This window comes from Candidatus Endowatersipora endosymbiont of Watersipora subatra (genome assembly GCF_964026585.1).
Lineage (GTDB): Bacteria > Pseudomonadota > Alphaproteobacteria > Rhizobiales > Rhizobiaceae > Pseudahrensia.
This window is the reverse complement of sequence record NZ_OZ032160.1, coordinates 161,124-184,710: the sequence shown is the minus strand read 5'-3', so window position 1 is coordinate 184,710 and position 23,587 is coordinate 161,124. Positions and strand designations below refer to the sequence as shown.

The window sequence follows — 23,587 nt, the reverse complement described above, 5'->3', positions numbered from 1 at the left end:
GCTGTGTTATCTATCCCTCAGTTTTTTCTCTCTCAATTTCTCTCATAGCTTTTGCATCCCTTAACGAAAGATCAGGGTATTCTGGATCTCTCCCTACTTCTGGAAGTATACGCCAGGAACGAGCGCATTTATGACCTCTAGCTATTTGATTTTTCACTGAAACATTGGGAATCTCTCCCAAAGAGAATGATCGTCCATTGGCTGGTCTATTAACAATCTTAATCTGACTGGTGATACAGATTTCAGCGAAATCTAGATCATTCAGTGCTGCCAACAGTTCAGAGTCAGTGATATGGACGATAGGGCAAGCTTCTAGCGATGACCTGATTCGTTTCTCTCGCCGTTCGACCTCTAATGCTGCTGTTACCACACGCCGAACAGTCCGTACTTTGTGCCACTTATTTTCTAAATTCTTATCATGCCATTCGTTCGGGAGTTGAGGGAACTGTCTCCGGTGAACTGAATCAATATTTGGATAACGCTCGAGCCATGCTTCTTCCATCGTGAAACAAAGTATAGGGGCCATCCATACTGTCAGGCAGTCAAATAATTGAGAAATAACAAACAATGCAGATTTTCTGCGTCTTGAAGAAGGGGAATCACAGTAAAGAACATCTTTTCGAATATCAAAGTAAAAAGCTGATAATTCTAAATTCATAAATTTTAAAATCTTTACGAAAACACGCTTAAAGTCGAATTGATCATATCCCTTTCTTACGATAGAATCCAATGTTACTAACCGATGAAGCATAAATCGTTCTAGTTCAGGTAAATGATTATAAGAAATTTTTTCACCAGTATCGTGGGCTAAGGAACCCAGCATCCAACGGAATGTATTCCGTATTTTTCGATATGCATCGACACTTGTCTTGATGATTTCTGAACCGATCCTCTGATCTTCTTGATAATCAACCGAAGCAACCCAAAGCCGAAGAATATCAGCACCATACTGACTAATAATTTTTTGTGGTTCAACAACATTACCTACAGATTTAGACATCTTTCGTCCATTTTCTGCCATTGTGAACCCATGTGTCAAAACGGTATTGTATGGTGCTCTTCCTCGAGTTCCACAACTTTCCAAAAGTGATGACTGGAACCAACCTCGATGCTGATCTGAACCTTCTAGATAAAGATCAGCAGGCCATTTTAGATCAGGACGTTGCTCAAGACAAAATGCATGAGTGCACCCCGAATCAAACCATACATCAAGAACATCATCAATCTTTTCCCAGTTCTTGATATCATCAACTATTCCTTCAAGGAAACGCTCTTTTGCACCAACTGCATACCAAGAATCAGCTCCCTCAACAGAAAAAGCAGACTTAATGCGCCGGGCTAATTCCCCAGATTTAATGAAGTTGGGACCAGGAATAACCTGACCAGTTTTATAATGGCAAAAAACAGAAATCGGGACACCCCATGCACGTTGACGAGACAAGACCCAATCAGGACGATTCTCAATCATCTTTAGAAGACGACTTTTACCATGCTCTGGTACAAACAATGTATTTTCAATGGCATCTATCGCTGCGGATCGTAAGGTTCTAGATGGAGATGAGGTGAGATCTTCTTTATCCATATGCAGAAACCATTGCGGCGTATTACGAACAATGATCGGTTTTTGGGATCGCCAAGAGTGAGGGTAATCGTGTTTTAAAGACCCACGGGCAAAGAGCTTCTTGGCTTGGATGAGAGTTTTGATCACTTTTTGATTGGCATCTCCTTTATTGCCTTTCGTATCCAGAACACAGGCTCCCTCAAAACCCGGAGCTTCTCCCGTATAAAATCCACGACTATCGACAGTGAAAGGAATTGATGGATCAATACCACGATCTTTCAAATCATGGAGATGAGACATCCAGATTTCGAAATCATCATGCCCATGCCCTGGAGCCGTATGCACAAAACCAGTTCCTGAATCATCCGTAACATGATCACCATCAATCATTGGAATTTTGAACTGGTAACCACCAAGATTGGCCTTCGCCAACGGATGGGATAGAGTCATGGATAACAGTTCACTCTTTTTCACATCAGATAAGCGCCTTAAGGTGACTCTAGCCTTCTTGGCACATTCTTCTACTAATTTATCAGAAAAAATCAGTTTTGCGCCGGGTTGGGGTCCATAATCGCGTTCAGCAGAGACAACTTCGAAAAGACTATAAAGAATATGACTTGAAAAACAGACTGCGCGGTTTCCCGGTATCGTCCATGGCGTGGTCGTCCAAATGATCACTGATGAATGAAGCAAGTCTGATTTCTTGATCGAAGATTGTTCATCATTTCTTTGTCCTATAAAGTCTAAAACTGGAAATTCTACCCAAATTGTATCACTTTCGTATGCCTTATACTCTATCTCTGCCTCAGCGAGAGCTGTATGCTCCACAACACTCCACATGACAGGTTTTGATCCACGATAGAGCTGACCAGATTTAGCGAATTTCATCAATTCGTCTGCAATAATTGATTCAACTTCATAGTCCATCGTAAGGTAGGGAGTTTCAAAATTCCCTATCACACCAAGACGTTTGAACTCTTTCATTTGTGCCGCTACCCAGTAAGCAGCAAAATCACGACATTCTTTCCGAAAGCCATTGATATCAACCTCATCTTTGTTCTTCCCTCTTTCTCGATATTGTTCTTCGATCTTCCATTCGATCGGAAGACCATGGCAATCCCAGCCTGGGATATAGTTCGAATCATATCCGCGCATCTGAAACGAACGCGTAATAAAATCTTTCAGGATCTTGTTTAGAGCATGACCCATATGAAGATGACCATTGGCATAAGGTGGACCATCATGGAGCACATACTTTGGTCTTCCTATTGAATCCTCTCTCAGTTGAGAATAAAGACCATTGTTTTCCCACTGAGAGAGGATTTCAATCTCTTTCTTCGGAAGATTGCCCCGCATTGGGAAGGTCGTCCTTGGAAGGAAGAGGGTATTAGAATAATCACGACCATCGACATTATTTTCACGATCTTGCATAGCTTCTTTCATGTTAGTAATCTATCTTTAGAGGAAGAGGAGGAACATCTATTTTAATATCTAATCCCTAACATAAGGAGCATGAAAATTCCTAGTTCTAGCTGAAATGAATTATTATGCTAGACATCGATAGACTCTGTAAATAGAAAATAGATTCTCAAATATAATTTCACTTTTGGAGCATGTTGATAATGGATCAAAACCTGTTAGAGATTGACGTAATACAACGGCTTAGCTAGAAGATATCAATTAAGAATTTCTATCATGTCTAACGATTCTATTGATGTTTTACGAATAGCTATCGGTCAATTCAATCCAACTGTGGGTGATATTTCTGGAAACCTGTCTTTGGTACAACAAGCACGGATTGATGCTGCTGCGCAGAAAGCTGATCTCATTGTGTTCAGCGAGCTTTTTATTTCTGGATACCCACCAGAAGATCTCGTTTTAAACTCCTTTTTTGTCAAAAAATGCCAAGAAGCTATAGAAAGACTGGCAAAAGAAACATTAGATGGTGGGCCAGGTATCATGATAGGTACACCTTGGCAGACAGAGAACAAAACTCTCCATAATGCAGTAGCTGTTCTGGATAATGGAAAGATTATAGCGTTTCGTTTTAAGGTAGATTTGCCGAATTACAGTGTTTTCGACGAGAAACGTGTTTTTAAAGCTGGTCCCGTGCCTCGTCCGGTCAAATTTCGTGGGGTGAAGTTGGGGGTCCCAATCTGTGAGGATATGTGGGGGGATTTCAGAGTCTGTGAAGCACTTGCAAAAGAAGGAGCGGAAATCTTAATTGTACCAAATAGCTCACCCTATTGTCGTAATAAGATAGATCTGCGTCTTCAGATTGTTCTCAAAAGGGTGAGTGAGAGTGGTCTGCCACTCATCTATGTTAACCAGTTGGGGGGGCAGGATGAGTTAGTATTCGATGGCGGATCTTTTGTTGTCAATTGTGATCAAACGGTTGCCCTTCAGATGAGCCAATTTGAGGAAGGGTTAGTTGTCAGTACCTGGAAGCGTAGTCAGTTAGGCTGGATTTGTCAGAATGATATTCAATCGACGCTACCGGATTCGAAGGAAGCAGACTGGCGAGCCTGTGTTCTAGGTTTGCGCGATTATGTAAATAAAAACGGTTTTGAAAACATTATTCTAGGATTGTCCGGTGGTATTGATTCAGCGCTTTGTGCAGCCATGAGTGTTGATGCTTTAGGTCAAGAGAATGTCCAGTGCATTATGATGCCATATCGTTATACATCTCAAACATCTCTATCGGATGCGGCTGCTTGTGCACAAGCGCTTGGCGTAAAATATGATATTCTTTCTATTAATAAATCAGTCGAAGGATTGAGCACAATTCTCGCTCCGCTTCTTGAAAAGACAGAATCCGGTATTACCGAAGAAAATCTTCAAAGCCGGTCCCGGGGCATGATTTTGATGGCTATGTCGAATAAACTTGGTTCTATGGTTGTGACAACTGGAAATAAGAGTGAAATGTCGATTGGATACACGACACTTTATGGTGATATGAACGGTGGCTTTAACCCTATCAAGGATTTGTACAAGATGCATATCTACGCTTTATCGCGTTGGCGGAACCAACATATGCCGCCAAGCTGCTTAGGTCCATCAGGTATTGTCATCCCACCCAATATTATCAGTAAAGCTCCATCTGCTGAGTTGAAGGAAAACCAATTGGATCAGAATACCCTGCCACCCTATCTGGTTATGGATACAATTTTGGAGAGTCTCATTGAAGAAGACATGTCAAGTGACGCGATCGTTAGAAAATATGGCTTTAACCGTGAAACAGTCATACGCATCGAACAGTTGCTTCATATGTCTGAATACAAACGGCGACAAGCAGCCCCTGGTGTTAAAATTACACGCAGATCCTTTGGACGTGATAGGCGTTATCCAATGACTCATCGATGGTCAAATCAATGATAGAGGCCACGACTCAAGCTAATTGGTTTCTGCCAAGACGCTGGTCTCTTGCTCACGGATATTCTCTTACGATCGGACCGATTTATCATATTATGGGAATTTTAAACATTACTCCCGATTCATTTTTTGATGGAGGATCGTATCTAGCCATAGACGATGCAGTGTATCATGCACTAAATATGGTTAAACAAGGTGCTACTATTATTGATATTGGTGGTGAATCGACTCGTCCATGCGGATCATCAATTGATGCAAAAACCGAACAGAAACGTATACTACCTGTTATTGAGCAGTTAGCTGATAGAGGAGACGTTATCATCTCCGTTGATACTTATCGATCAGAAACAGCTCAGCTTGCTCTTGATGTTGGAGCGCATATTATCAACGATGTATGGGGATGTCAGCATGATTGTTCACTAGCCCAAATTGCTGCATCAACGGGGGCGGGTTTGGTTCTGATGAGCAATCGCCGCAAGCATGATTTTGGATCTGATTTGATTGAAGATACGAAAAAATCTTTGTTGCACTCTTTAAAGATCGCCTCTGTTGCTGGTGTTGAAGCCAGCCAAATTGTATTGGATCCGGGATTTGGGTTTTCATCGACAACAGACCATGATATTTTAATGCTTCGCAACCTTGAAAAATTGCATGATCTAGGGTTTCCACTCTTGGTAGGAACTTCCTGCAAACGGTTTTTGGGAGAAATTACTGGACGCGATGTTATAGACAGAAGTGTTTCTACATCTGCGACAAGTGTTTTCGCAAGGCAAAAAGGATCTGCAATCTTTCGTGTCCATGATATTGTTATGAACAAAGATGCTTTAGCTGTAGCAGATGCTTTAATGAACTTAAGACAATCATAACTATATTAGAAGTTAATCATTGATGCCTCAACCTAATACTTATCCTCATATCTATGAAATTACTTTGAAAAACTGTACCTTTTTTGCTCATCATGGTGTTTATGAAGAAGAAAAAAAACTGGGCCAGCGATTTTTTGTTGATACGACACTAAAGGTTGATTCTTGGAAGGCCCTTCATGAGGATAGGATAGAAGATACTGTTCACTACGGTAACGTTTTTGGTATAATTGAAGGTATTATGATAACATCCAGGCGTTATCTTATTGAGGCACTAGCAATGGATATTGCTAAGGGTCTTTGCGACAAGTTTCCTGAAATCGTGCAGGTGAAAGTGACCTTAAAAAAACCTCATGCACCGGTTTATGGAATATTAGATCATGTTGGAGTAACAGTTTACTACCCTGAAGGGAATTAAAGGTGGCAACAGTATGGCTAGGATTAGGTGGTAATATAGGAAACGTCTTTGTATCTTTGGCAAAAGCATTACGGCGTATTGATGAAAATTCTTCTATCTGTGTTAAAGCCGTTTCAACTATTTACAGAACCGCCCCTTGGGGTATTGAAGATCAGCCATGCTTTTATAATTGTTGCACCGAAATTTCAACTTGTTTAACACCTGGAGATCTTCTCAAATTGTGCCAAACTATCGAAAATGCGGGTCAAAGAGAACGTCAAATTCGCTGGGGACCTCGCACCATTGATGTTGATATCCTTATATATGAAGGAATAGTCCAGCATAAACAACAATTGACACTTCCTCATCCACGAATGTTAGAACGGTCATTTGCACTGGTTCCTCTTAAGCAAATCACTCCTGATCTGGTGGTGGGTGGCCTTTCGATCAATTCGTACCTTAAAGTTCTCAATTGTGACCATATTCAACGGCTAGAAATGTCGAGAAATTGGTGGAGATAAAGAGTGGATTCACGAGAAGTGTTTATGATCTTACCTCAACTATTCATTCTATTTTCAAGGAGGTGACGATGAATCAGCTGTCCAGCTATAGAGTCTAGCTGTTCTGTGGTTGATAATTTTATTTCCTATCAGTTGAAGGATCCAATCTCGGGCACAAGAGACAAGGCCGCTGGCGTGATAGATCAATCTGTTCTGTGCGCTAAGTTTAATCATATATTTGATTCGTCCATGCCGTTCTTTAGCATAATTTTTGAAAGAAGTTTCCAGATCTTCGGGGGTTTGATGACACCATTTTGCTAGTATAGCTGCGTCTTCAAGCGCACTGGCGCTGCCTTGAGCTGCAAATGGTAACATCGTATGCGCAGCATCACCAACTAAACAGATGGGGAGTCCATTTTTTTCCTTGAAAGGTTTATGAGGTTTAATAAGAGAATATATTGGCCATCCTTCCCAATCACTAGTTAGATTGACAAGATGGCGTGCGGAATCATGCCAATGGATAAAGAAACTCAGTCGATTCTTTCTATTTCTGTCTTTAATCCTTCCTGAGTCAGGGTTCTTATCAGATAAGAACGGTGTGATGGCTACAATGTTGAACGCATCACGTACAGGATAAGTCACAATGTGAGCGTTAGGGCCAAGCCATAGTTCTATCGAAGATGTTAAGATCTTTTCATCAACTTCGTTGTGAGGAAGCAATGTACGCCATGCCACTGTATGACTGAACTCTGGTTCAATGGCACCTTCTAACTGCTTTCGAATCGTCGACCAGACACCATCAGCACCAACCAAAGCTGTAACTAAATATTCATCATAGATTTCTCCATTTCTTACTAAGATCTTGATGCCATGAGCATGCGGGAAAGCATTGTAGACTTTATGATCAAAAAAAAGATGAACCGCATGTTCTGATTTACAGGCATCTAATAATCGATGAAGAAGATCAGCCCTGTGGATCAGGAGATAGGGGGCTCCATAGCGATGTCTAATTTGTTCTCCTAATGGAAAACGTGTAAGTAATTGCATATTGAGACCTGAACGGATATTAATATGATCTGGAAAATAACCGTCAGCTTTGAGGTGATGAGTCAGTCCTATAGAATCCAAAATCTTGAATGCATTGGGTGAAAGCTGTATTCCCGCTCCTTTTGTCTGAATCTGTTGCTCTTTTTCAAAAACCATTACCTCAAAACCTGATCTTGCTAGAAAAAGAGCCGAAGCAAGACCCGCAATACCACCGCCTGCTATTGCTAGAAGAGGATTCTTTCTTTTCATCATTCGCAAAGAGGGCATGGGGCGAAGCATCCACGAGCAAGTGTTTGAATCAAAAACTCTATATTTACATTTCAATCAAACATCCATCCGGTATACTTTCAGTAAGACCAAGATGACAATCAAATCTAAACAAAGTAGAGCAATAGGGACAAACTATCTTATTCTCTTCTCCCATGTTAAGAAATATATAAGGATGCTCATGAGGGGCCGATGCTCCAATACACATAAATTCTTTTGCCCCAATAGAAATCTGATCGAATCCAGCGTTATTTTGAAAATAGGGAATAAATGAATTATCCATCGTAAGATCCTCACGCTTAAAATGAAAAAGGTTAATCTAGCTCCTTTGTAAAGAATTTGCAAAGATCCATTTCTTACCCCTCTCTACTCTGAAGAATCCTAAGAACATTTAAAACTCAATAAGACTATTGAATTTTTGGGGACGGAAACTATTCCTAAATCTCTTAAGATAGAAGGTTCAGGAATCTTGGAGAGTAGCAGCGAAAAGATAACTGGCCAATCCAATTGATACTGGAATCCCTGAATCGATCATATTTAAAATGTCACACCTCAAGTTGAGCACGGTGAAGTTTCAGAGCATTCCCCAATTCTATCCAAAGCTCCTGAGAGTCATTTAGAACATATTTACACTGCCTCAGAAATTCTTTTCAGTAAAAACACACCTAACTCTTATTGCTAATTACATGATGGAGATCAATTGTGGTTGGCCTCCATCAGGGAAAGCAAAAACATGTTCTCCACTTGGTGTTAAGACTTTTCTTAAGTCATGCTCAATCGGTCAGCTTAACCGATATGGATATGAGACCATGGAACCTAAAACTTATGCTAATGCCGTATGCAGTTTCCGTTATCTTACCATCTTAACTGACTTCCTAAGTAGCTCCACATATGAGGGAGTATCGGTTCATCATGGTCTGTCAACAGCAACATTTTTTATTGCCATGATCAAAGAAGCAATCATTAAAGTGGTCCTCACTTTTTCTTTACTTTTGTTCAGAAGACTTGATGATCGAAACAGATTATGTCAGATAAGCTAAAAAATTGAACTTTGAGCAAAAATAAAATGCTGAATAGTCTTGGCTTTCCTAAATCACCGATCGACACTCGTGTCGTCGTCGCTATGTCAGGTGGTGTTGATTCTTCGGTTGTAGCAAGTTTGCTTAAGAAAGAAGGTTATGATATTGTTGGAATAACTTTACAGCTTTACGATCAGAATTTTAATATACGACGTAAGGATGCTTGTTGCGCAGGACGAGATATCTATGATGCGCGTCGTGTATCAGAGCAAATGGGATTCCCTCATTATGTGCTCGACTATGAAACCATTTTCCGAAAATCCGTTATTGATCCTTTTGCTAACGCGTACATTGAAGGAAAAACTCCTGTACCTTGCATAACATGCAATCAGAACGTTAAATTTTCTGATCTTCTTTCTGCTGCACGTGACCTAGGTGCTGATTGTCTTGCTACAGGTCATTATATAGTCAGTCGCGAAGGGAAAGAAGGACATCAGAATCTTTATCGTTCCTACGATAGAGATAAAGATCAAAGCTATTTTTTGTTTTCTATTTCACAAGAGAAGCTTAATTATTTGCGGTTTCCCCTCGGAAAAATATCAAAATCTGAAACGCGAGCGATCGCAAAAGAGATAGGGTTAAAGGTTTCTGAAAAATCTGAGAGTCAGGATATTTGTTTTGTACCAAAAGGACATTACTCAGATTTTATTAAAAAATTGAAGCCAGAAGCTACTATACCAGGAGATATTATTCATCTTGATGGCCGGAGAGTCGGTCGACATCAGGGAATCATCCATTATACGATCGGGCAAAGGCGTGGAGTTGGTGTTGCAATGGGATATCCACTATATGTGATCAAATTGGATGTTACATCTTCTACGGTTTATGTAGGACCACGCTCTGCTTTAGCAACAGATCGAATTTTATTGGATGACGTGAATTGGTTAGGCGATCAACCGTTAGAGGAGATAGAATCTTCAGGAATGGATATTGCCGTTCGTGTCCGCTCTACACAATTACCCCGCTCTGCGAGACTCGTTGTAGAGAAGAAAAAAGTTGAGATTATCCTTTCTCAAAGTGAAGAAGGTGTTTCTCCTGGGCAAGCCTGTGTTTTTTATGAAGATACAGGTGATCAAAGCCGTGTTCTTGGTGGGGGCTGGATAAAAACAACTGATAGTGTTAACGATATGAATGTTTGAGAAATGAGAATCAACGTTCTGTATAGTACTAGAGATCTGCTTACGTTTTTAGATCTCAATATTTAGTTTATTTGGCGGGATAGCTCAGTTGGTTAGAGCAGCGGAATCATAATCCGCGTGTCGGGGGTTCAAATCCCTCTCCCGCTACCAACTGTTGACATTTCAGGAATTTATAGAGGTTTAAGCGTAATTGCTTATACGAGATTTATCTCAGAATCAAAGTAATCACAAAATTCCTTGTTCTGAAACATAGATTCTAATATTCTGAAGAGAAATGAATGAATGAATGAATGATCATGTTTATCGGTTACGCTCGTGTCTCAACTATAGATCAAACTCCTGCTTTGCAGATGGATGCGTTACGAGAAGCAGGGTGTCGTAAGATTTTCATAGAGAGAGCTTCAGGTTCACATCGGGATAGACCTCAATTGAAAGCTGTTCTTGCTTTTCTCAGAGAAGGAGATACACTCGTGGTATGGAAGCTTTCTCGATTAGCTCGCTCGCTGACGCAAATCATTAAGACCGTTGCTGATATCAATGATAGGGGGATTACCCTCAAGGTTTTAACTCAGAAGATTGATACGAGCACTCCAGAAGGACGTCTTTTCTTCCATATGACAGCAGCCTTCGATGAATTCCAGCGCGATTTAATTGTTGAAAATACTCGTGCTGGTCTGAAGGCTGCCAACAAAAGGGGAAGACGTGGAGGAAGACCAAGAGCGATGAACGATCAAAGGATCAAGTCTGCTGAGGCAATGCTTAAAGACACTGAAAATTACCCTTTCATCGGAGATGTCATTGATCAGCTCAAAATCGGGCGTACTGCTTTCTACCGATATTTCCCTCCTGATCGCATCAGACAGCTGAGACATGAGCACATTGACATTGGACGTGACGACTGACCGTTTAACGATCTAAAGCCAAAGCCATAGATCCTATAATAGCGGATAGCATAGCGAACGCTATTCGTATATAGTGGATTAGTAACCACTGATTGAGCTTTTCGTTAACCTGGAGAAGGTCCAAATTTCCGCTTGCGAAGGCATGATTCGTCGGTACGAAATAAATAGCTGTCAATACTATGACGACGCCTATGCAACTCGTACTAGTAACCCAAAGCCAAAACGGTTTGAGTTTGGTATGCCAAGACGTCCATAAGGAACCGAATAATCCGATGATTGTTGGTGTAACAACAAGCGGAATCGTTTTTGATATAAAGATATGGTTTTTAGAAAACCAATCCAGAAAATCTTGTGAAGTTAAACTAAGCCAGTAGTTTCCCAGCGTGATACCAATACATAGCATCAATCCCGAGAAAGCGGCTGCTCCACATATGGCAAAAATATTAAAGAAGAGTCTCATTTTTCAAGAATATTGTTTCCCCATAGCTGATCACCTTAAATAAGGAAAGGTGATGACCATCGATCATCACCTTTTTCAGGTTACTGACGATCAATTCGTTTCGAACTTGTCGAACTTGGCTCACTGATTTTAATCTTCCGAGCCTTCATTGCATCAGGGATCTCACGAATCAGATCAATATGCAGCAAACCATTTTCCAAATGCGCATCGCGTACTTCGACATGATCAGCGATTTGAAATCTTCGCTCAAAGTTACGCGTGGTGATTCCAGAGAACAATATTTCAGTTGTTTCATTGTCTTTTGATGCTTGTTCCCCTTTTATGAAAAGAGAATTTTCCTTGACTTCAATTGAGAGATCTTTTTCAGAAAACCCTGCAACAGCCATTGAAATACGATAAGCATTATCACCTATCCGGTTAATATTATAGGGAGGGTAGGATGCTGTACTTTTTTCCGGAGAATCCGGATGACCGAGCGTATCAAGTAAGTTGAAAAGACGGTCAAATCCAATGGTAGATCCATATAAGGGACTGAAGTCTACATGACGCATAATAATATCCTCTTCTTGATCAAATTCTTTTTTCTTATACTTCTAAGCACGAATAGATCCAAGAAAAATTTATTCAATGTTCATTAATAAACGATTCAGAATTGACTCGAAGAGTTCGATCTGACAAGGCAGTCAATCGCTGGTTCACAACGGAAGGCATGAAACAGTTCTCCGTCAAGATGAAAAAATAATCAATAAACTGCTAGAAAGTACGAATTCACTCTTGACAATTATAAAAATCATCAGAATCAGAAAAGGATAAATTCTGAATCCGCTCGCGATTTCCACCATTTTAAATGTAAACCTGGGAAGGACTCGTTGGTTATCCAGCGGTTACTATCGACTCTCACTAGGATTTTTCAAAAATAAAAAATGATGATAGCAGATAAAGGAATATTAAGCGATACCCAAATATCGCAATTGTTTAGGTATAAAAATATTGTAACTGAACAGGATCTGGAGACGAATCAGATTCAACCAGCCAGTCTGGACCTGCGTCTAGGCAAAACTGCCTGGCGTGTAAGAGCATCTTTCTTGCCAGGTAAACAATACCAAGTTTTCCAAAAACTTAACCGGTTTTTACTCCACCAGTTTGATTTAACAGAAGGTGCTGTTCTTGAAAAAGATTGCGTTTATATCGTACAGTTAATCGAAAATTTATGCTTACCTCAAGATGTATCGGCTTCTGCTAATCCTAAAAGTTCCACAGGCCGATTAGATATCTTTACACGGCTCATTACAGACTATGCTCAACAATTTGATATAGTCCCGGAAGGCTACAAGGGTCCTCTGTATCTTGAAATCAGTCCACTCACTTTTCCTATAATTGTCAGGACCGAATCGAGATTATCGCAAATTCGTTTTCGGAGAGGGATCGCAACATTGAGCTATGAAGAAATGCTAAGTCTTCAAAACCATGAAATATTAGTAGCTAAAGAAGAGGTTAATATAGATAATAGTGGTGTTGCTATCTCTATAGACATGAACGCCAATCAGGAAGGTTTGATTGGCTACCGCGGCAAGCGACATACAGTTGCCATTGATGTAGATAAAAAAGGATTCTATAATCCTCTCGATTTTTGGGAACCTCTTTTCAATAAAGGCGTCGATAACCTTATTCTTGATCCAGATGAGTTTTATATTCTTGTATCCTGTGAATTTGTTCATATTCCACCGAATTATGCCGCAGAAATGGTTCCATTTGATCCCTTTATTGGCGAGTTTCGAGTTCATTATGCTGGTTTTTTTGATCCAGGTTTTGGCAATGTAAGTTCTGGTGGTGCTCGAGCCGTCCTGGAAGTCAGAAGTCACAAGGTACCCTTTATTTTAGAACACGGCCAAATTGTTGGTCATCTGATCTATGAACAGATGTTAGAAAGACCTAATACAGTCTACGGTGCAGAGATGAATTCTCATTATCAAGGACAAAGCTTGAAACTGTCTAAGCATTTTCGTTAGAATTTTTTGTTTAATACTTAATTTCGTAAAAGTTTATCCTCGTTTCTTATAACGAGGATCTTAACTCAAAATATCGTCTGATAAATTCAGCATAGATATCAGTCAGTAAATCAAGGTCAGTCAGTGAAACCTGCTCATTAATCTGATGCATTGTCAGACTCACCAAACCAAATTCAACAACAGGACATAAGTCTTTGATAAAACGCGCGTCAGATGTTCCCCCACCGGTAGAAAGAGCTGGTCGATAGCCACAGACTTGTTCTACTGCATCTGTAAGTGTATTGATTAGCTCCCAATCTAGGGTTAGAAATGCTGGACTTGATTGTTCAGTATAGGAAACATTAAAATCTATAAATTCCTTTGCTTGATTCTTTATCAAGCTTCTATATTTCTTTTTCTGAGAAGACGTAATGAGTCTAGAATCAATTTCCTTTTTGATTGTGTCTACTGTCCACAAATCATTGAAACGGACATTAAATAAAGCAGTAGCTTTTTGTGTAATCATGTTAAAAGAATGATTGTCTGTATCAAGAGATGTCACTTCGAGATTAGTTGCCTGAAAATTCTTGGTTCCCTTATCGAAGGGAGGAGTCATCAGCGATATTATCAATGTAGTGATTCCTCGCACAGGATTATCCGCTAGATCAGGATAAGCTGTATGTCCTTGTATTCCGTTGACAGTAAGCGTTCCTGAAAGACTACCACGCCTACCGATTTTAATCGTATCTCCTATAACGCTCCTATTGGTCGGTTCTCCAACAATGCAGGCATCAATTTTCTCATTTTTCCTAACTAACCAGTCGAGCAGAGCAGCTGTTCCGTTAATTGCTGGTCCCTCTTCATCAGCTGTTATCAAAAACGATATTGATCCCATAGATCCCATATTTTTTTTATTGATCGTAAAACGCTCTACCGCAGCCACAAAGCAGGAAATTCCACCTTTCATATCAACGGCTCCACGGCCAATAATCTTATCTTCAACAACAACTGCTTCAAATGGGTCAGTGACCCATGTCTTAAGATCTCCAGCGGGTACAACATCAATATGCCCAGAAAAACAAAGATTGGGGTCCCTATTCCCTAACCGTGCATAAAGGTTTTCAACTTTTTCTGTTCCAGGTGCGCCGAAAATCTTTCTTATAACCACAAATCCCAATCTTTCGAGACAATGTTGAAGAAGAGATAAAGCTCCACCTTCAAACGGTGTAACGGAAGAACAGCGAATCAGATCACGCAGAAGGACAGCAGCATTAGAAAGATCAGACACGATGAGATGAAAAGGAAAAAGACAAGCTGACTAAAAGTTCATAACTCATCGTGACTCATCGCGTAATAACTCGTTAATTCCAATTTTCGAACGGGTTTTTTCATCAACAGTTTTAACGATAACGGCACAATATAGACTCAGGCCAGGCATGAATTGATCAGGCCTGTTCCCACTCACGACTACCGAATAGGGTGGTATTTCACCATAAGTTATACTGCCTGTTATACGGTTAACAATCTTAGTTGACTGACTTATAAACACACCCATCCCCAAAACAGATCCTTTCCTTACAATACAACCTTCCACTACCTCTGATCGTGCTCCAATAAAGCAGTTATCTTCGATAATGACCGGGCTACTTTGCAGCGGTTCGAGTACTCCACCAATGCCAACGCCGCCTGAAAGATGCACATTTTTCCCAATTTGAGCACAAGATCCCACAGTTGCCCAGGTGTCTACCATGCTGCCTTCATCAACATAGGCCCCTAGATTAACAAAGGATGGCATTAGAACAACTCCCTTTGCTATATGAGCAGAGTAACGAACAAGGCAATTAGGGACTGCCCGAAAACCAGCTTCACGAAATTGACGATTATCCCATCCAGAAAATTTTGAAGGAATCTTATCCCACCATTTCGAATCACCTGGACCTGAATCAAGAATTTCCATGTTATTGAACTCAAAAGAAAGCAAAAGAGCCATTTTTAACCATTGATTGACTCTCCATGTCCCATCGAATCTTGGTTCAGACACTCGTAACTGACCTGAATCAAGAAGTCTCAAAGCTATTTTAACAGCTTCATGAACTTCACATTGAGTATTAGAATCAATTGCTTTCCTGTTTTCAAAAGCGGTTTCAATTGTATTCTGTAACTTTTTGTACTTCATATTTTTTGATCCAGAAATATGTGCCTCTCAAAGCCTCTTCATCTTTATCTTTTGATGCTACACTATCTTATCTATTTCTAATGACTTTTTATCAGAAAAAGGTATAGTCACTTTGGTAATCATTGGTAATCATTTATGTTGAAATTTTTAAGGAGAATCTACGTAGAGTCAATGTATCTCAAGAAAACTATACGTTTATTTTCAACGGTTCCCTATAGCTCTTACGATTAATCAAGAATGAACCTAAGAAATACCGAAGAGAGGTTATGTGCAGAAGTCAAAGGTAAGGCACGCAAACTTTTTGCCCGTAAATGGAGTTTTGTACAGGGTATTTCATCGATTAATTTTTTGCCACCGGAAGGAACCGCAGAAGTCGCCTTTGCTGGGCGTTCCAATGTAGGAAAATCTTCATTAATTAATGCGCTAATGTCTAGTAAAAGCTTGGCTCGGACCTCAAAGATTCCAGGCCAAACTCAGGAATTGAATTATTTTTCTCAAGAAGGTAATTCCCTTCTATTGGTCGATATGCCAGGATATGGTTTTACTAGAGTGCCTAAAGATGTTTCAGATCGATGGACAGCGCTAATTTTTAACTATTTACGTGATCGTTCAAGCCTAAAACGGATTTTTGTCCTTATTGATTCACGACACGGTCTTAAAAAGACCGACGAGAAGATACTAAACTTGATGGATAAGGCTGCTATATCCTACCAACTAGTGTTAACAAAATCTGATAAAATAAGGCCACAGCTACTACCAGAGATCATCGACCAGACGATGAACCAAATCAAAAAACGACCAGCTGCATTTCCTGAACTCATCAGAACGTCAAGCCAAAAGAAAATTGGGATTAATGAATTGAGAGCAGCCATTTGCTATTCTGCTCAACTGTTAGAGGAATTCTAAATTCCTTTCTTTCTTGAAAAAAACCTATAAGAGCTCTAATGGTAAAAATACGATCTTTATTAAAATCTACACCTCATGATCGATATACTCATGATGAGATAGTTGAAATTTTCAGACGTTTTCGGATTCAACGCCCGAACCCTAAGAGCGAGCTTCATCACATCAATTCCTTTACTCTTTTGGTAGCCGTTGTCTTATCAGCTCAGTCAACTGATATCGGTGTTAACAACGTCACTCAAGAATTATTTAAAATTGCTGATAATCCCCAAAGAATGCTCGCTTTAGGTGAAAGCAGAATACGAGACATTATCAAAACCGTTGGTCTTTATCGCAGAAAAGCTAAAAATATAACTTTTTTATCTTATCAACTCGTTAAGAATCACAATAGCGTAGTCCCACAAGATGTTGAGAGTCTAACCTCTTTGGTCGGTGTTGGCCATAAAACTGCAAATGTAGTTATGTCAATAGCTTTTGGTTATGCAACTCTCGCAGTTGATACGCATATTTTCAGAATCAGCAACCGTCTAGATCTTGCCCCCGGTAAAAACCCTGCTACAGTTGAAGTGCTTCTAAAAAAGCAGATTCCAGAAGAATTTCTTTACCATGCCCATCAGTGGCTCATTTTACATGGACGCTATATATGTAAAGCTCGTAAGCCGAAATGTAAGGATTGCATCATAGCAGATTTGTGTAAGTCAAAAGAGAAAACCTGCAACATACCAGCATCCATAATTCCCTTAGAACATTAATTTTTTCATAAATTGAGACCTTGATCCTGCCAATTCAATAAATTTAAAGACTAACACTTGGATAAAAGAGTTTAAAATAGTCGTAGTGATGCTACTAAACTCTTTAGAATGGATAATCAAAATGATGACACATATAGGTTTTGACGTTTTAACTGTCGGCAACGCCATTGTAGATACTGTTGCATGTGTTGAAGATGATTTTCTTATTGCTGAAAACATAAAAAAATCAGCCATGAACATTATTGATGCTAACCGAGCTGAACATCTTTATTCGGTCATTAAACCTCTCCTTCAAACCTCTGGCGGAAGTGCTAGTAATACTGCCGCTGGTCTTGCCAGTCTTGGAAGTCGATCTGCTTATTTTGGAAAGATATCGAATGACCCTCTCGGCGATATTTTTACTCATGATATGCAAGTAATGGGGATTTCCTTTGGTGTAACACCGTTACGCGGAAACCCACTGACAGCACAATCTATCATTTTAATTACACCTGATGGGGAACGGACCATGAACACCTATCTAGGAGCTTGTATGGAATTTTCCCCAGAAGATATAGAGGTAGATGTCGTTTCTGCGAGCCAAATCACTTATTTTGAAGGTTATTTATGGGATTCTCCTCATGCAAAAGAGGCGATACGTCTTGCTATTGCCATTGCTCATGATCACAATCATCAGGTTGCGATAACACTCTCAGATTCTTTTTGCGTGGATCGCCATCGCGATGATTTTCTCCAACTCATGACTACTGGCACCGTTGATATTGTGTTTGCCAATGAAGCAGAGATTAAATCTCTTTATCAGAAGGATGACATTGCGACAATTATCTCTGCTGTACGCCAAGATGTGGCGTTGAGCGCACTGACATTAGGAGAGAGAGGTTCAATTGTTGTTACAAGAGAAAATATAGTGGAAGTTCCTGCTTATCCTATTGAGACTTTTGTTGATGCTACAGGTGCAGGCGATCTTTATGCATCGGGGTTCTTGTATGGTCTAACTAATAATCTCGAAATGTATGATTGTGCTCGAATTGGAGGATTAGCAGCCGCTGAAGTTATCCAACACATAGGCCCTCGTCCGAAAGTTTCGTTAAAAGAACGGCTTCAACAATCGGAGCTTTATAAAATATTTTCTATTTGAGAACAAGATCTCATTGATTTCATTCCTTATTTTCTTCTATTTCTTTGATCTTGTAGAGAAAATCTAATGCTTCTCGAGGTGTTAGGTTATCAAGAGTCAATGTTTCAATTTCTTCGATCATTTTTTTTCGTTGCCTTGTAGATCTTTCGGTTGATGAAAGCTTACTTCCTGTCCCCCCTGTTGACAATAAAGGCAGATCATCAATCAAACGTGAAAATCGATTTTCCTGATTCGGATCTTCAAGACGATCTAAAATCATCTGTGCACGCTCAGTAACTCCATAAGGTAAACCCGCGATTTTAGCTACTTGAATACCATAAGAACGATTAGAAATCCCTTCTTTTACCTCGTACAAAAATATTACATCGTTACCCCATTCCTTGACACTCATCGTCATATTCTTCATTCGATCAAGCTTAGCAGATAAAGCTGTGAGTTCATGATAATGGGTTGCGCACAAAGTACGGCAGCGATTGATTTCGTGCAATTGTTCCACCGTTGCCCAAGCAATAGAGAGACCATCAAATGTTGATGTTCCTCGACCGATTTCATCTAAAATGACAAAAGATTGGTCTCCAGCCTGATTGAGAATAGCTGCAGTTTCAACCATTTCAACCATAAAGGTTGATTGTCCTCGTGCTAAATTATCGGCAGCACCAACCCGAGAAAAAAGGCGATCAACAATACCTATATGAGCAGAGCTAGCAGGCACAAACGAGCCGGACTGAGCTAGCAAGACAATCAGTGCGTTTTGGCGTAAAAATGTTGATTTTCCGCCCATATTAGGACCGCTGAGCAACCAAAGATATCCTGAATCTTTGCCACCTAAATCGCAATTATTGGCTATAAAATGATGATTATCATGACGATGTAAAGCCTGTTCTACAACAGGATGTCGACCTGCAATGATAGAAAAAGCTCTGCTATTATCAATCAGAGGTCGCACATAATCTTGTTTTTCTGCGAGTTCAGCAAGAGCCATCGCGACATCAAGATGGGCTAGAATAGTGGCAATTGCACGAATTGACTCCCTTTTTTCAATAACAATAGATTTTAGGTTTTCAAAATGAGCCAGCTCTAATTGAAGCGCTTTGATCGCTGAATGAGAGATTTTATCTTCCAGTTCAGAAAGTTCTGTTGTTGTAAAACGCATTGTGTTAGCTGTAGTCTGGCGATGTATAAACAACCCTTTTTTCTGTTTCAATGTACTGGCATGGAGTGCAGTCACTTCAATGAAATAACCCAAAACGTTATTATGCTTGATTTTTAATTTTTTTACCTGAGTCTCGCATGCATAGCGTGACTGAAGATTAGTAATAATCCGGCGAGTTTTATCACTCATCTTCCTTAATGCATCGAGATTAGGGTCAAATAAGGATCGAATAAATCCGCCATCTCTAGCCAGAACTGGCAGTTCCGTCTCCAAAGCTTTTTTCAAAACTTCAATAAGACTTGCCGTTGATTGTTGTAGATCTTCCAGGTCAGATTTTATGTTATTCGGAGGAATAGATTGTTCTTTTCTAAGCAATTCTGCAGCCTTAGTTCCAATTAACAAGCCTAAACGGATAAATGAAAGATCGCGTGGGCCGCCACGATTCAGCGATAATCGAGAGAGAGCTCGTGTCATATCCGGCATCCCCTGTATCAATTTCCGTAAATTAAGGCGTAATGTATCAGCTTGTAGCATATAATCTATTTCATCATGCCTTTGAGCGATGATGTCTACCTTAGTTGATGGACTAGATAGTCGATCAGAAAGGAGTCTAGTACCAGCACTGGTTACCGTTCTATCAATTGTTTTCAATAATGAGCCTTCGCGTTCTCCGCTTCTAGTACGTGTTAGTTCTAAATTGGCACGGGTAGCTGCATCAATATAGACAATGCTAACTTCTTCTTCAGGCTCAGGACGCGACAGGATAGGACGCTGACCAATCTGGGTCCTTTCAATATAACTTAGTATAGCGTTTGAAGCTGATAATTCTGCGGGAGAAAGAGGGGAAAATGCGTCTAGACTCTTTACGGCGTAGAATTTTTTAAGATTATTCTCAGCCTGTGAGCAATCAAACATCACGCTTGGTAACGGTTGAAGAGTTCCTTCATAAGGATTGAGAAGAGTCCCATTAGATAATTCATCGAATAGGGATTGCGCAAGGATTAGCTCGCGAGGCTGAATACGGGCAAGATCATCACCCAATCGAGCAAGATCTGTTTTTATAATCTTGAATAAGCCTGTTGAAATATCAACAAATGCAAGTGCGTACTGATCAACTTGTGCTAGAGCAGCCAAAATATTTGATATACCGGGCTCTAATAGTCGATCTTCAGTGATTGTACCCGGTGTAACAAGGCGAACAACCTCACGCTGTACTACTGATTTTGAACCACGCTCCTTAGCTTTTGCAGGATCTTCAGTTTGCTCGCATATAGCTACTCGGTAACCCAATGCAATAAGCTTTTGCAGATAATCGTCTAAAGCATGGTAGGGTATGCCGCACATGGGAATATCTTCTCCTAAGTGCTTACCACGTTTTGTTAAGGTGATCCCAAGCGCCTTGGATGCAATCTCGGCATCAAGAAAAAACAATTCATAAAAATCACCCATTCGGTAGAATAAAAGAGAATCTGGATTATCTGTCTTTATTTTGATATACTGTACCATCATCGGCGTAATGGATGGGGATCTTGAATGTTGGTGTTGGCTCATTTCCTCATTTCATGCATCGAACATAATCAAGTTGACAGTCATTAACACTCACCGTTAATCCTTTTTATCGCCAAGCAAAGGTGCCCGAAGAAAATTTGAAAAACAAGCCCAATCTTATTTGAAAAACGGAGGATCATGCATTCATATACTAGCCTAGCAGTCAATTTAAAGTGACTATAACCTCTCCTCTAATGAATAAAAAGGGTTCTAGAATATGATTTCTTCGTATAATTCCTTTCTTTGAGAAGAATAGAAACGAAGCTTCCCAATGGATCGGTGAGATGAATACATACACCTAGAAATTAGGAACCGTTTAGTTTTGAAAAATTCAGTTTCCCATTTTTTTTGTTCTTTTCTAAAAATCTTGAACTTTACGATCAAACCTTTAGTCTTATCATCAGAAGTGTTGCTAGTCTCATTTTTAATAATGATCATACCCTATAATGCTCAAGGGGGGATTGTGAACGGCCCTGTCACAGGTTTGCCAATACCAAGATTTGTGAGTTTAAAATCAAAAACTGTGAATATGCGCGTTGGACCTGGACTTCAGTATGCAATTGCTTGGTTGTACAGAAAACGTGGATTACCTGTTGAGGTTATACAAGAATTTGAGCGCTGGCGTCGGATTCGTGATTCAGAGGGAACTACAGGATGGGTTCTTCACTCCTTACTTTCCAGCAAAAGAACAGCTATTGTTGCACCATGGGCAGCACATAGAAATAGTCAAGAAAATGATAAGAAAAACATTTCTGTTTTTTCTGGGAAAAAAATGGCAGCTACCGATTCATTAACTATTGTTCACTTACAGGCCGGCCTTGTGGTTTCCATTGAATATTGCTATCAAAATTGGTGTAAAATTAATGCTCATTCAACACGTGCCTGGATGAAGCAGGATAGCTTGTGGGGGATCTATCCTGGAGAAAAAATTAATCGCTAGGATTATCAATTAAACATACTTTAAGCCCATTTTTTTCACGTTTAATCTCTCAATCAGGAAGCTAAAGCTGAAGATTGAGATAACACTCTTTTAGGATAGAAGACTCCCTGATGACAATGTCCTACTGCAAGCAGTCTACCTTTATACGCTAAACAAACTCTTTCTTTCTCATCAGAGTCAGAGATTGAATCATCACACAAAAAGATCGAATTACCAACAACAATGCGACGAGCTTGATCTCGAGATATTGAAATATGAGTACTATCAGCCAATGCCACAGAAGGCGAGAGTAAGTGGCTATCCATTTCTTCCAGTATGTTTTGAAATCGCTCTAGTTTGTCTATTTTCACCATTTGCTTTTCTGAAAATGGATATACATCAAGACGACGAAGAGCACTGATATGACCATAACAACCGAGATTAAGAGCAAGATCACGCGCTAAGGAACGAACATAAGTTCCCTTGCTACATTTGATTTCAAAGCTACTATGATCGTCATCGATCATCCGTACTAAATTAAGACTTAAAATAATGACTTTCCTGGCTGGAATTTTCATATACAATCCAGAGCGGGCTTGTGTATAGGCACGACATCCACCGATTTTTATGGCAGAGAAATTGGGTGGAACCTGAGAAATAACGCCCGTAAAGTTACCTAAAATAGCCTTTATCTCTTCTAAATTTGGCCGTCTTTTACTTGATTTAATAACCTCACCTTCTGCATCATCAGTATTGGTTTGATTTCCCCAACACACGGTGAAGATATAAGATTTTTGTCCATCTATAACATATGGGATAGTTTTTGTGGCCTCTCCTAAAGCAACCGGGAGCATTCCTGTTGCCAACGGATCAAGGGTTCCAGCATGACCAGCTTTTTGGGCTTGAAAAAGGGACCGAATCCTAGAAACAGCGTTCATTGATCCCATCTTGTAGGGTTTATCGAGTATCAACCAACCTGATACCAATCGTCCTTTTTTTCGCAATGACATCTATTCTAACCTGCTGATGTCTTTGGCAACTCGTTCAGATTTAAGCAAATGATCAATTTTAGAAAAATTATTAAAACTCTCATCCACTATGAAGCAAAGTCTTGGAATATACTTCATATTATTAAGTTTAGAAGCAACACGGCCGCGAATAAATTTCATATTACGAGTTAAGGCCTTGACAATCTCTTTTGTCTTGCTTGTTCCTAAAGATGAAACATAGCAAACTGCTATTCTGAGATCCCTTGACATACGTACCTCTGAAACACAAAAAATTTCACCCAAAAGATCAGAGTCTAAGATTTGGCCTGAACCAATAATCTCGGCGAGAGCATGACGGATTAACTCTCCAGAACGCAACTGCCGCTGAGATAGCATTTTGTTTTTCAACATCAAGATCCTTTATATGAGCATAT

The 23,587-nt window shown here is 39.9% G+C and carries 21 protein-coding genes and 1 tRNA gene; 12 read left to right on the top strand and 10 right to left on the bottom strand.

What is annotated here, in order from left to right:
- Positions 1-10: 10 nt before the first annotated feature.
- Complete coding sequence (gene ileS / locus AAGD37_RS00820; protein WP_341760398.1) at positions 11-2,992, bottom strand: isoleucine--tRNA ligase; 2,982 nt, start codon at positions 2,990-2,992, stop codon at positions 11-13.
- A 264-nt stretch (positions 2,993-3,256) separates the two neighbouring features.
- Here ileS and AAGD37_RS00815 point away from each other — a divergent pair, with 264 nt between their 5' ends.
- Genes AAGD37_RS00815 through folK form a run of 4 tightly spaced genes read left to right on the top strand, consistent with a single transcriptional unit; the run spans position 3,257 to position 6,714 of the window.
- Entirely contained in the window at positions 3,257-4,936 is a 1,680-nt protein-coding gene (locus AAGD37_RS00815) for an NAD+ synthase (RefSeq protein ID WP_341760397.1), read from the top strand.
- Positions 4,937-4,965: 29 nt separating this feature from the next.
- Entirely contained in the window at positions 4,966-5,799 is an 834-nt protein-coding gene (folP, locus tag AAGD37_RS00810) for a dihydropteroate synthase (protein WP_341760627.1), read from the top strand.
- A 49-nt stretch (positions 5,800-5,848) separates the two neighbouring features.
- Entirely contained in the window at positions 5,849-6,214 is a 366-nt protein-coding gene (gene folB, locus AAGD37_RS00805; protein WP_341760626.1) for a dihydroneopterin aldolase, read from the top strand.
- Positions 6,215-6,216: 2 nt separating this feature from the next.
- Entirely contained in the window at positions 6,217-6,714 is a 498-nt protein-coding gene (gene folK / locus AAGD37_RS00800; protein WP_341760396.1) for a 2-amino-4-hydroxy-6-hydroxymethyldihydropteridine diphosphokinase, read from the top strand.
- A 54-nt stretch (positions 6,715-6,768) separates the two neighbouring features.
- Here folK and AAGD37_RS00795 read toward each other — a convergent pair whose 3' ends face one another.
- Positions 6,769-8,007, bottom strand: coding sequence for an FAD-dependent monooxygenase (locus tag AAGD37_RS00795; RefSeq protein WP_341760395.1), 1,239 nt, complete (start codon positions 8,005-8,007; stop codon positions 6,769-6,771).
- 46 nt (positions 8,008-8,053) lie between these two features.
- The gene (locus tag AAGD37_RS00790) at positions 8,054-8,290 is read right to left on the bottom strand and encodes a zinc-finger domain-containing protein (RefSeq protein ID WP_341760394.1); all 237 of its coding nucleotides are present in this window, start codon (positions 8,288-8,290) and stop codon (positions 8,054-8,056) included.
- Between the two features lie 783 nt (positions 8,291-9,073).
- Here AAGD37_RS00790 and mnmA point away from each other — a divergent pair.
- From mnmA to AAGD37_RS00775, 3 genes are all read left to right on the top strand, one after another.
- Positions 9,074-10,225, top strand: coding sequence for a tRNA 2-thiouridine(34) synthase MnmA (mnmA, locus tag AAGD37_RS00785; RefSeq protein WP_424945449.1), 1,152 nt, complete (start codon positions 9,074-9,076; stop codon positions 10,223-10,225).
- 73 nt (positions 10,226-10,298) lie between these two features.
- Positions 10,299-10,375: transfer RNA gene (locus AAGD37_RS00780), tRNA-Met, on the top strand.
- Positions 10,376-10,515: 140 nt separating this feature from the next.
- Positions 10,516-11,127, top strand: coding sequence for a recombinase family protein (locus tag AAGD37_RS00775; protein WP_341760393.1), 612 nt, complete (start codon positions 10,516-10,518; stop codon positions 11,125-11,127).
- A gap of 4 nt (positions 11,128-11,131) precedes the next feature.
- Here AAGD37_RS00775 and AAGD37_RS00770 read toward each other — a convergent pair whose 3' ends face one another.
- Together AAGD37_RS00770 and AAGD37_RS00765 are read right to left on the bottom strand one after the other, a co-directional pair.
- The gene (locus tag AAGD37_RS00770) at positions 11,132-11,587 is read right to left on the bottom strand and encodes a DUF1772 domain-containing protein (RefSeq protein WP_341760392.1); all 456 of its coding nucleotides are present in this window, start codon (positions 11,585-11,587) and stop codon (positions 11,132-11,134) included.
- An 80-nt stretch (positions 11,588-11,667) separates the two neighbouring features.
- Positions 11,668-12,138, bottom strand: a complete 471-nt coding sequence (locus tag AAGD37_RS00765) for an Hsp20 family protein (protein WP_341760391.1) — start codon at positions 12,136-12,138, stop codon at positions 11,668-11,670.
- A gap of 372 nt (positions 12,139-12,510) precedes the next feature.
- Between AAGD37_RS00765 and AAGD37_RS00760 the strand changes: the two genes are divergently transcribed.
- Complete coding sequence (locus AAGD37_RS00760) at positions 12,511-13,596, top strand: 2'-deoxycytidine 5'-triphosphate deaminase (RefSeq protein ID WP_341760390.1); 1,086 nt, start codon at positions 12,511-12,513, stop codon at positions 13,594-13,596.
- 46 nt (positions 13,597-13,642) lie between these two features.
- On the opposite strand, the gene dapE is transcribed toward AAGD37_RS00760, so the two are convergent.
- Together dapE and dapD are read right to left on the bottom strand one after the other, a co-directional pair.
- Complete coding sequence (gene dapE, locus AAGD37_RS00755; RefSeq protein WP_341760389.1) at positions 13,643-14,863, bottom strand: succinyl-diaminopimelate desuccinylase; 1,221 nt, start codon at positions 14,861-14,863, stop codon at positions 13,643-13,645.
- A gap of 45 nt (positions 14,864-14,908) precedes the next feature.
- Entirely contained in the window at positions 14,909-15,751 is an 843-nt protein-coding gene (gene dapD, locus AAGD37_RS00750) for a 2,3,4,5-tetrahydropyridine-2,6-dicarboxylate N-succinyltransferase (protein WP_341760388.1), read from the bottom strand.
- A gap of 237 nt (positions 15,752-15,988) precedes the next feature.
- On the opposite strand from dapD, the gene yihA reads away from it, so the two are divergent.
- The 3 genes from yihA (at position 15,989) to AAGD37_RS00735 (ending at position 18,544) form a co-directional block, all read left to right on the top strand.
- The gene (yihA, locus tag AAGD37_RS00745; protein ID WP_341760387.1) at positions 15,989-16,657 is read left to right on the top strand and encodes a ribosome biogenesis GTP-binding protein YihA/YsxC; all 669 of its coding nucleotides are present in this window, start codon (positions 15,989-15,991) and stop codon (positions 16,655-16,657) included.
- A 38-nt stretch (positions 16,658-16,695) separates the two neighbouring features.
- Entirely contained in the window at positions 16,696-17,406 is a 711-nt protein-coding gene (nth, locus tag AAGD37_RS00740; protein WP_341760386.1) for an endonuclease III, read from the top strand.
- Positions 17,407-17,530: 124 nt separating this feature from the next.
- The gene (locus AAGD37_RS00735) at positions 17,531-18,544 is read left to right on the top strand and encodes an adenosine kinase (RefSeq protein WP_424945456.1); all 1,014 of its coding nucleotides are present in this window, start codon (positions 17,531-17,533) and stop codon (positions 18,542-18,544) included.
- Positions 18,545-18,563: 19 nt separating this feature from the next.
- Here the strand turns inward: AAGD37_RS00735 and mutS are convergent, their stop codons facing one another.
- Entirely contained in the window at positions 18,564-21,248 is a 2,685-nt protein-coding gene (mutS, locus tag AAGD37_RS00730; protein WP_341760384.1) for a DNA mismatch repair protein MutS, read from the bottom strand.
- Between the two features lie 427 nt (positions 21,249-21,675).
- Between mutS and AAGD37_RS00725 the strand changes: the two genes are divergently transcribed.
- The gene (locus AAGD37_RS00725; protein ID WP_341760383.1) at positions 21,676-22,185 is read left to right on the top strand and encodes an SH3 domain-containing protein; all 510 of its coding nucleotides are present in this window, start codon (positions 21,676-21,678) and stop codon (positions 22,183-22,185) included.
- Positions 22,186-22,238: 53 nt separating this feature from the next.
- Here the strand turns inward: AAGD37_RS00725 and truB are convergent, their stop codons facing one another.
- Together truB and rbfA are read right to left on the bottom strand one after the other, a co-directional pair.
- Entirely contained in the window at positions 22,239-23,174 is a 936-nt protein-coding gene (truB, locus tag AAGD37_RS00720) for a tRNA pseudouridine(55) synthase TruB (protein ID WP_341760382.1), read from the bottom strand.
- Positions 23,175-23,564: a 30S ribosome-binding factor RbfA gene (gene rbfA, locus AAGD37_RS00715; protein ID WP_341760381.1), complete on the bottom strand. Its 390-nt coding sequence runs from the start codon at positions 23,562-23,564 to the stop codon at positions 23,175-23,177.
- Positions 23,565-23,587 lie beyond the last annotated feature (23 nt).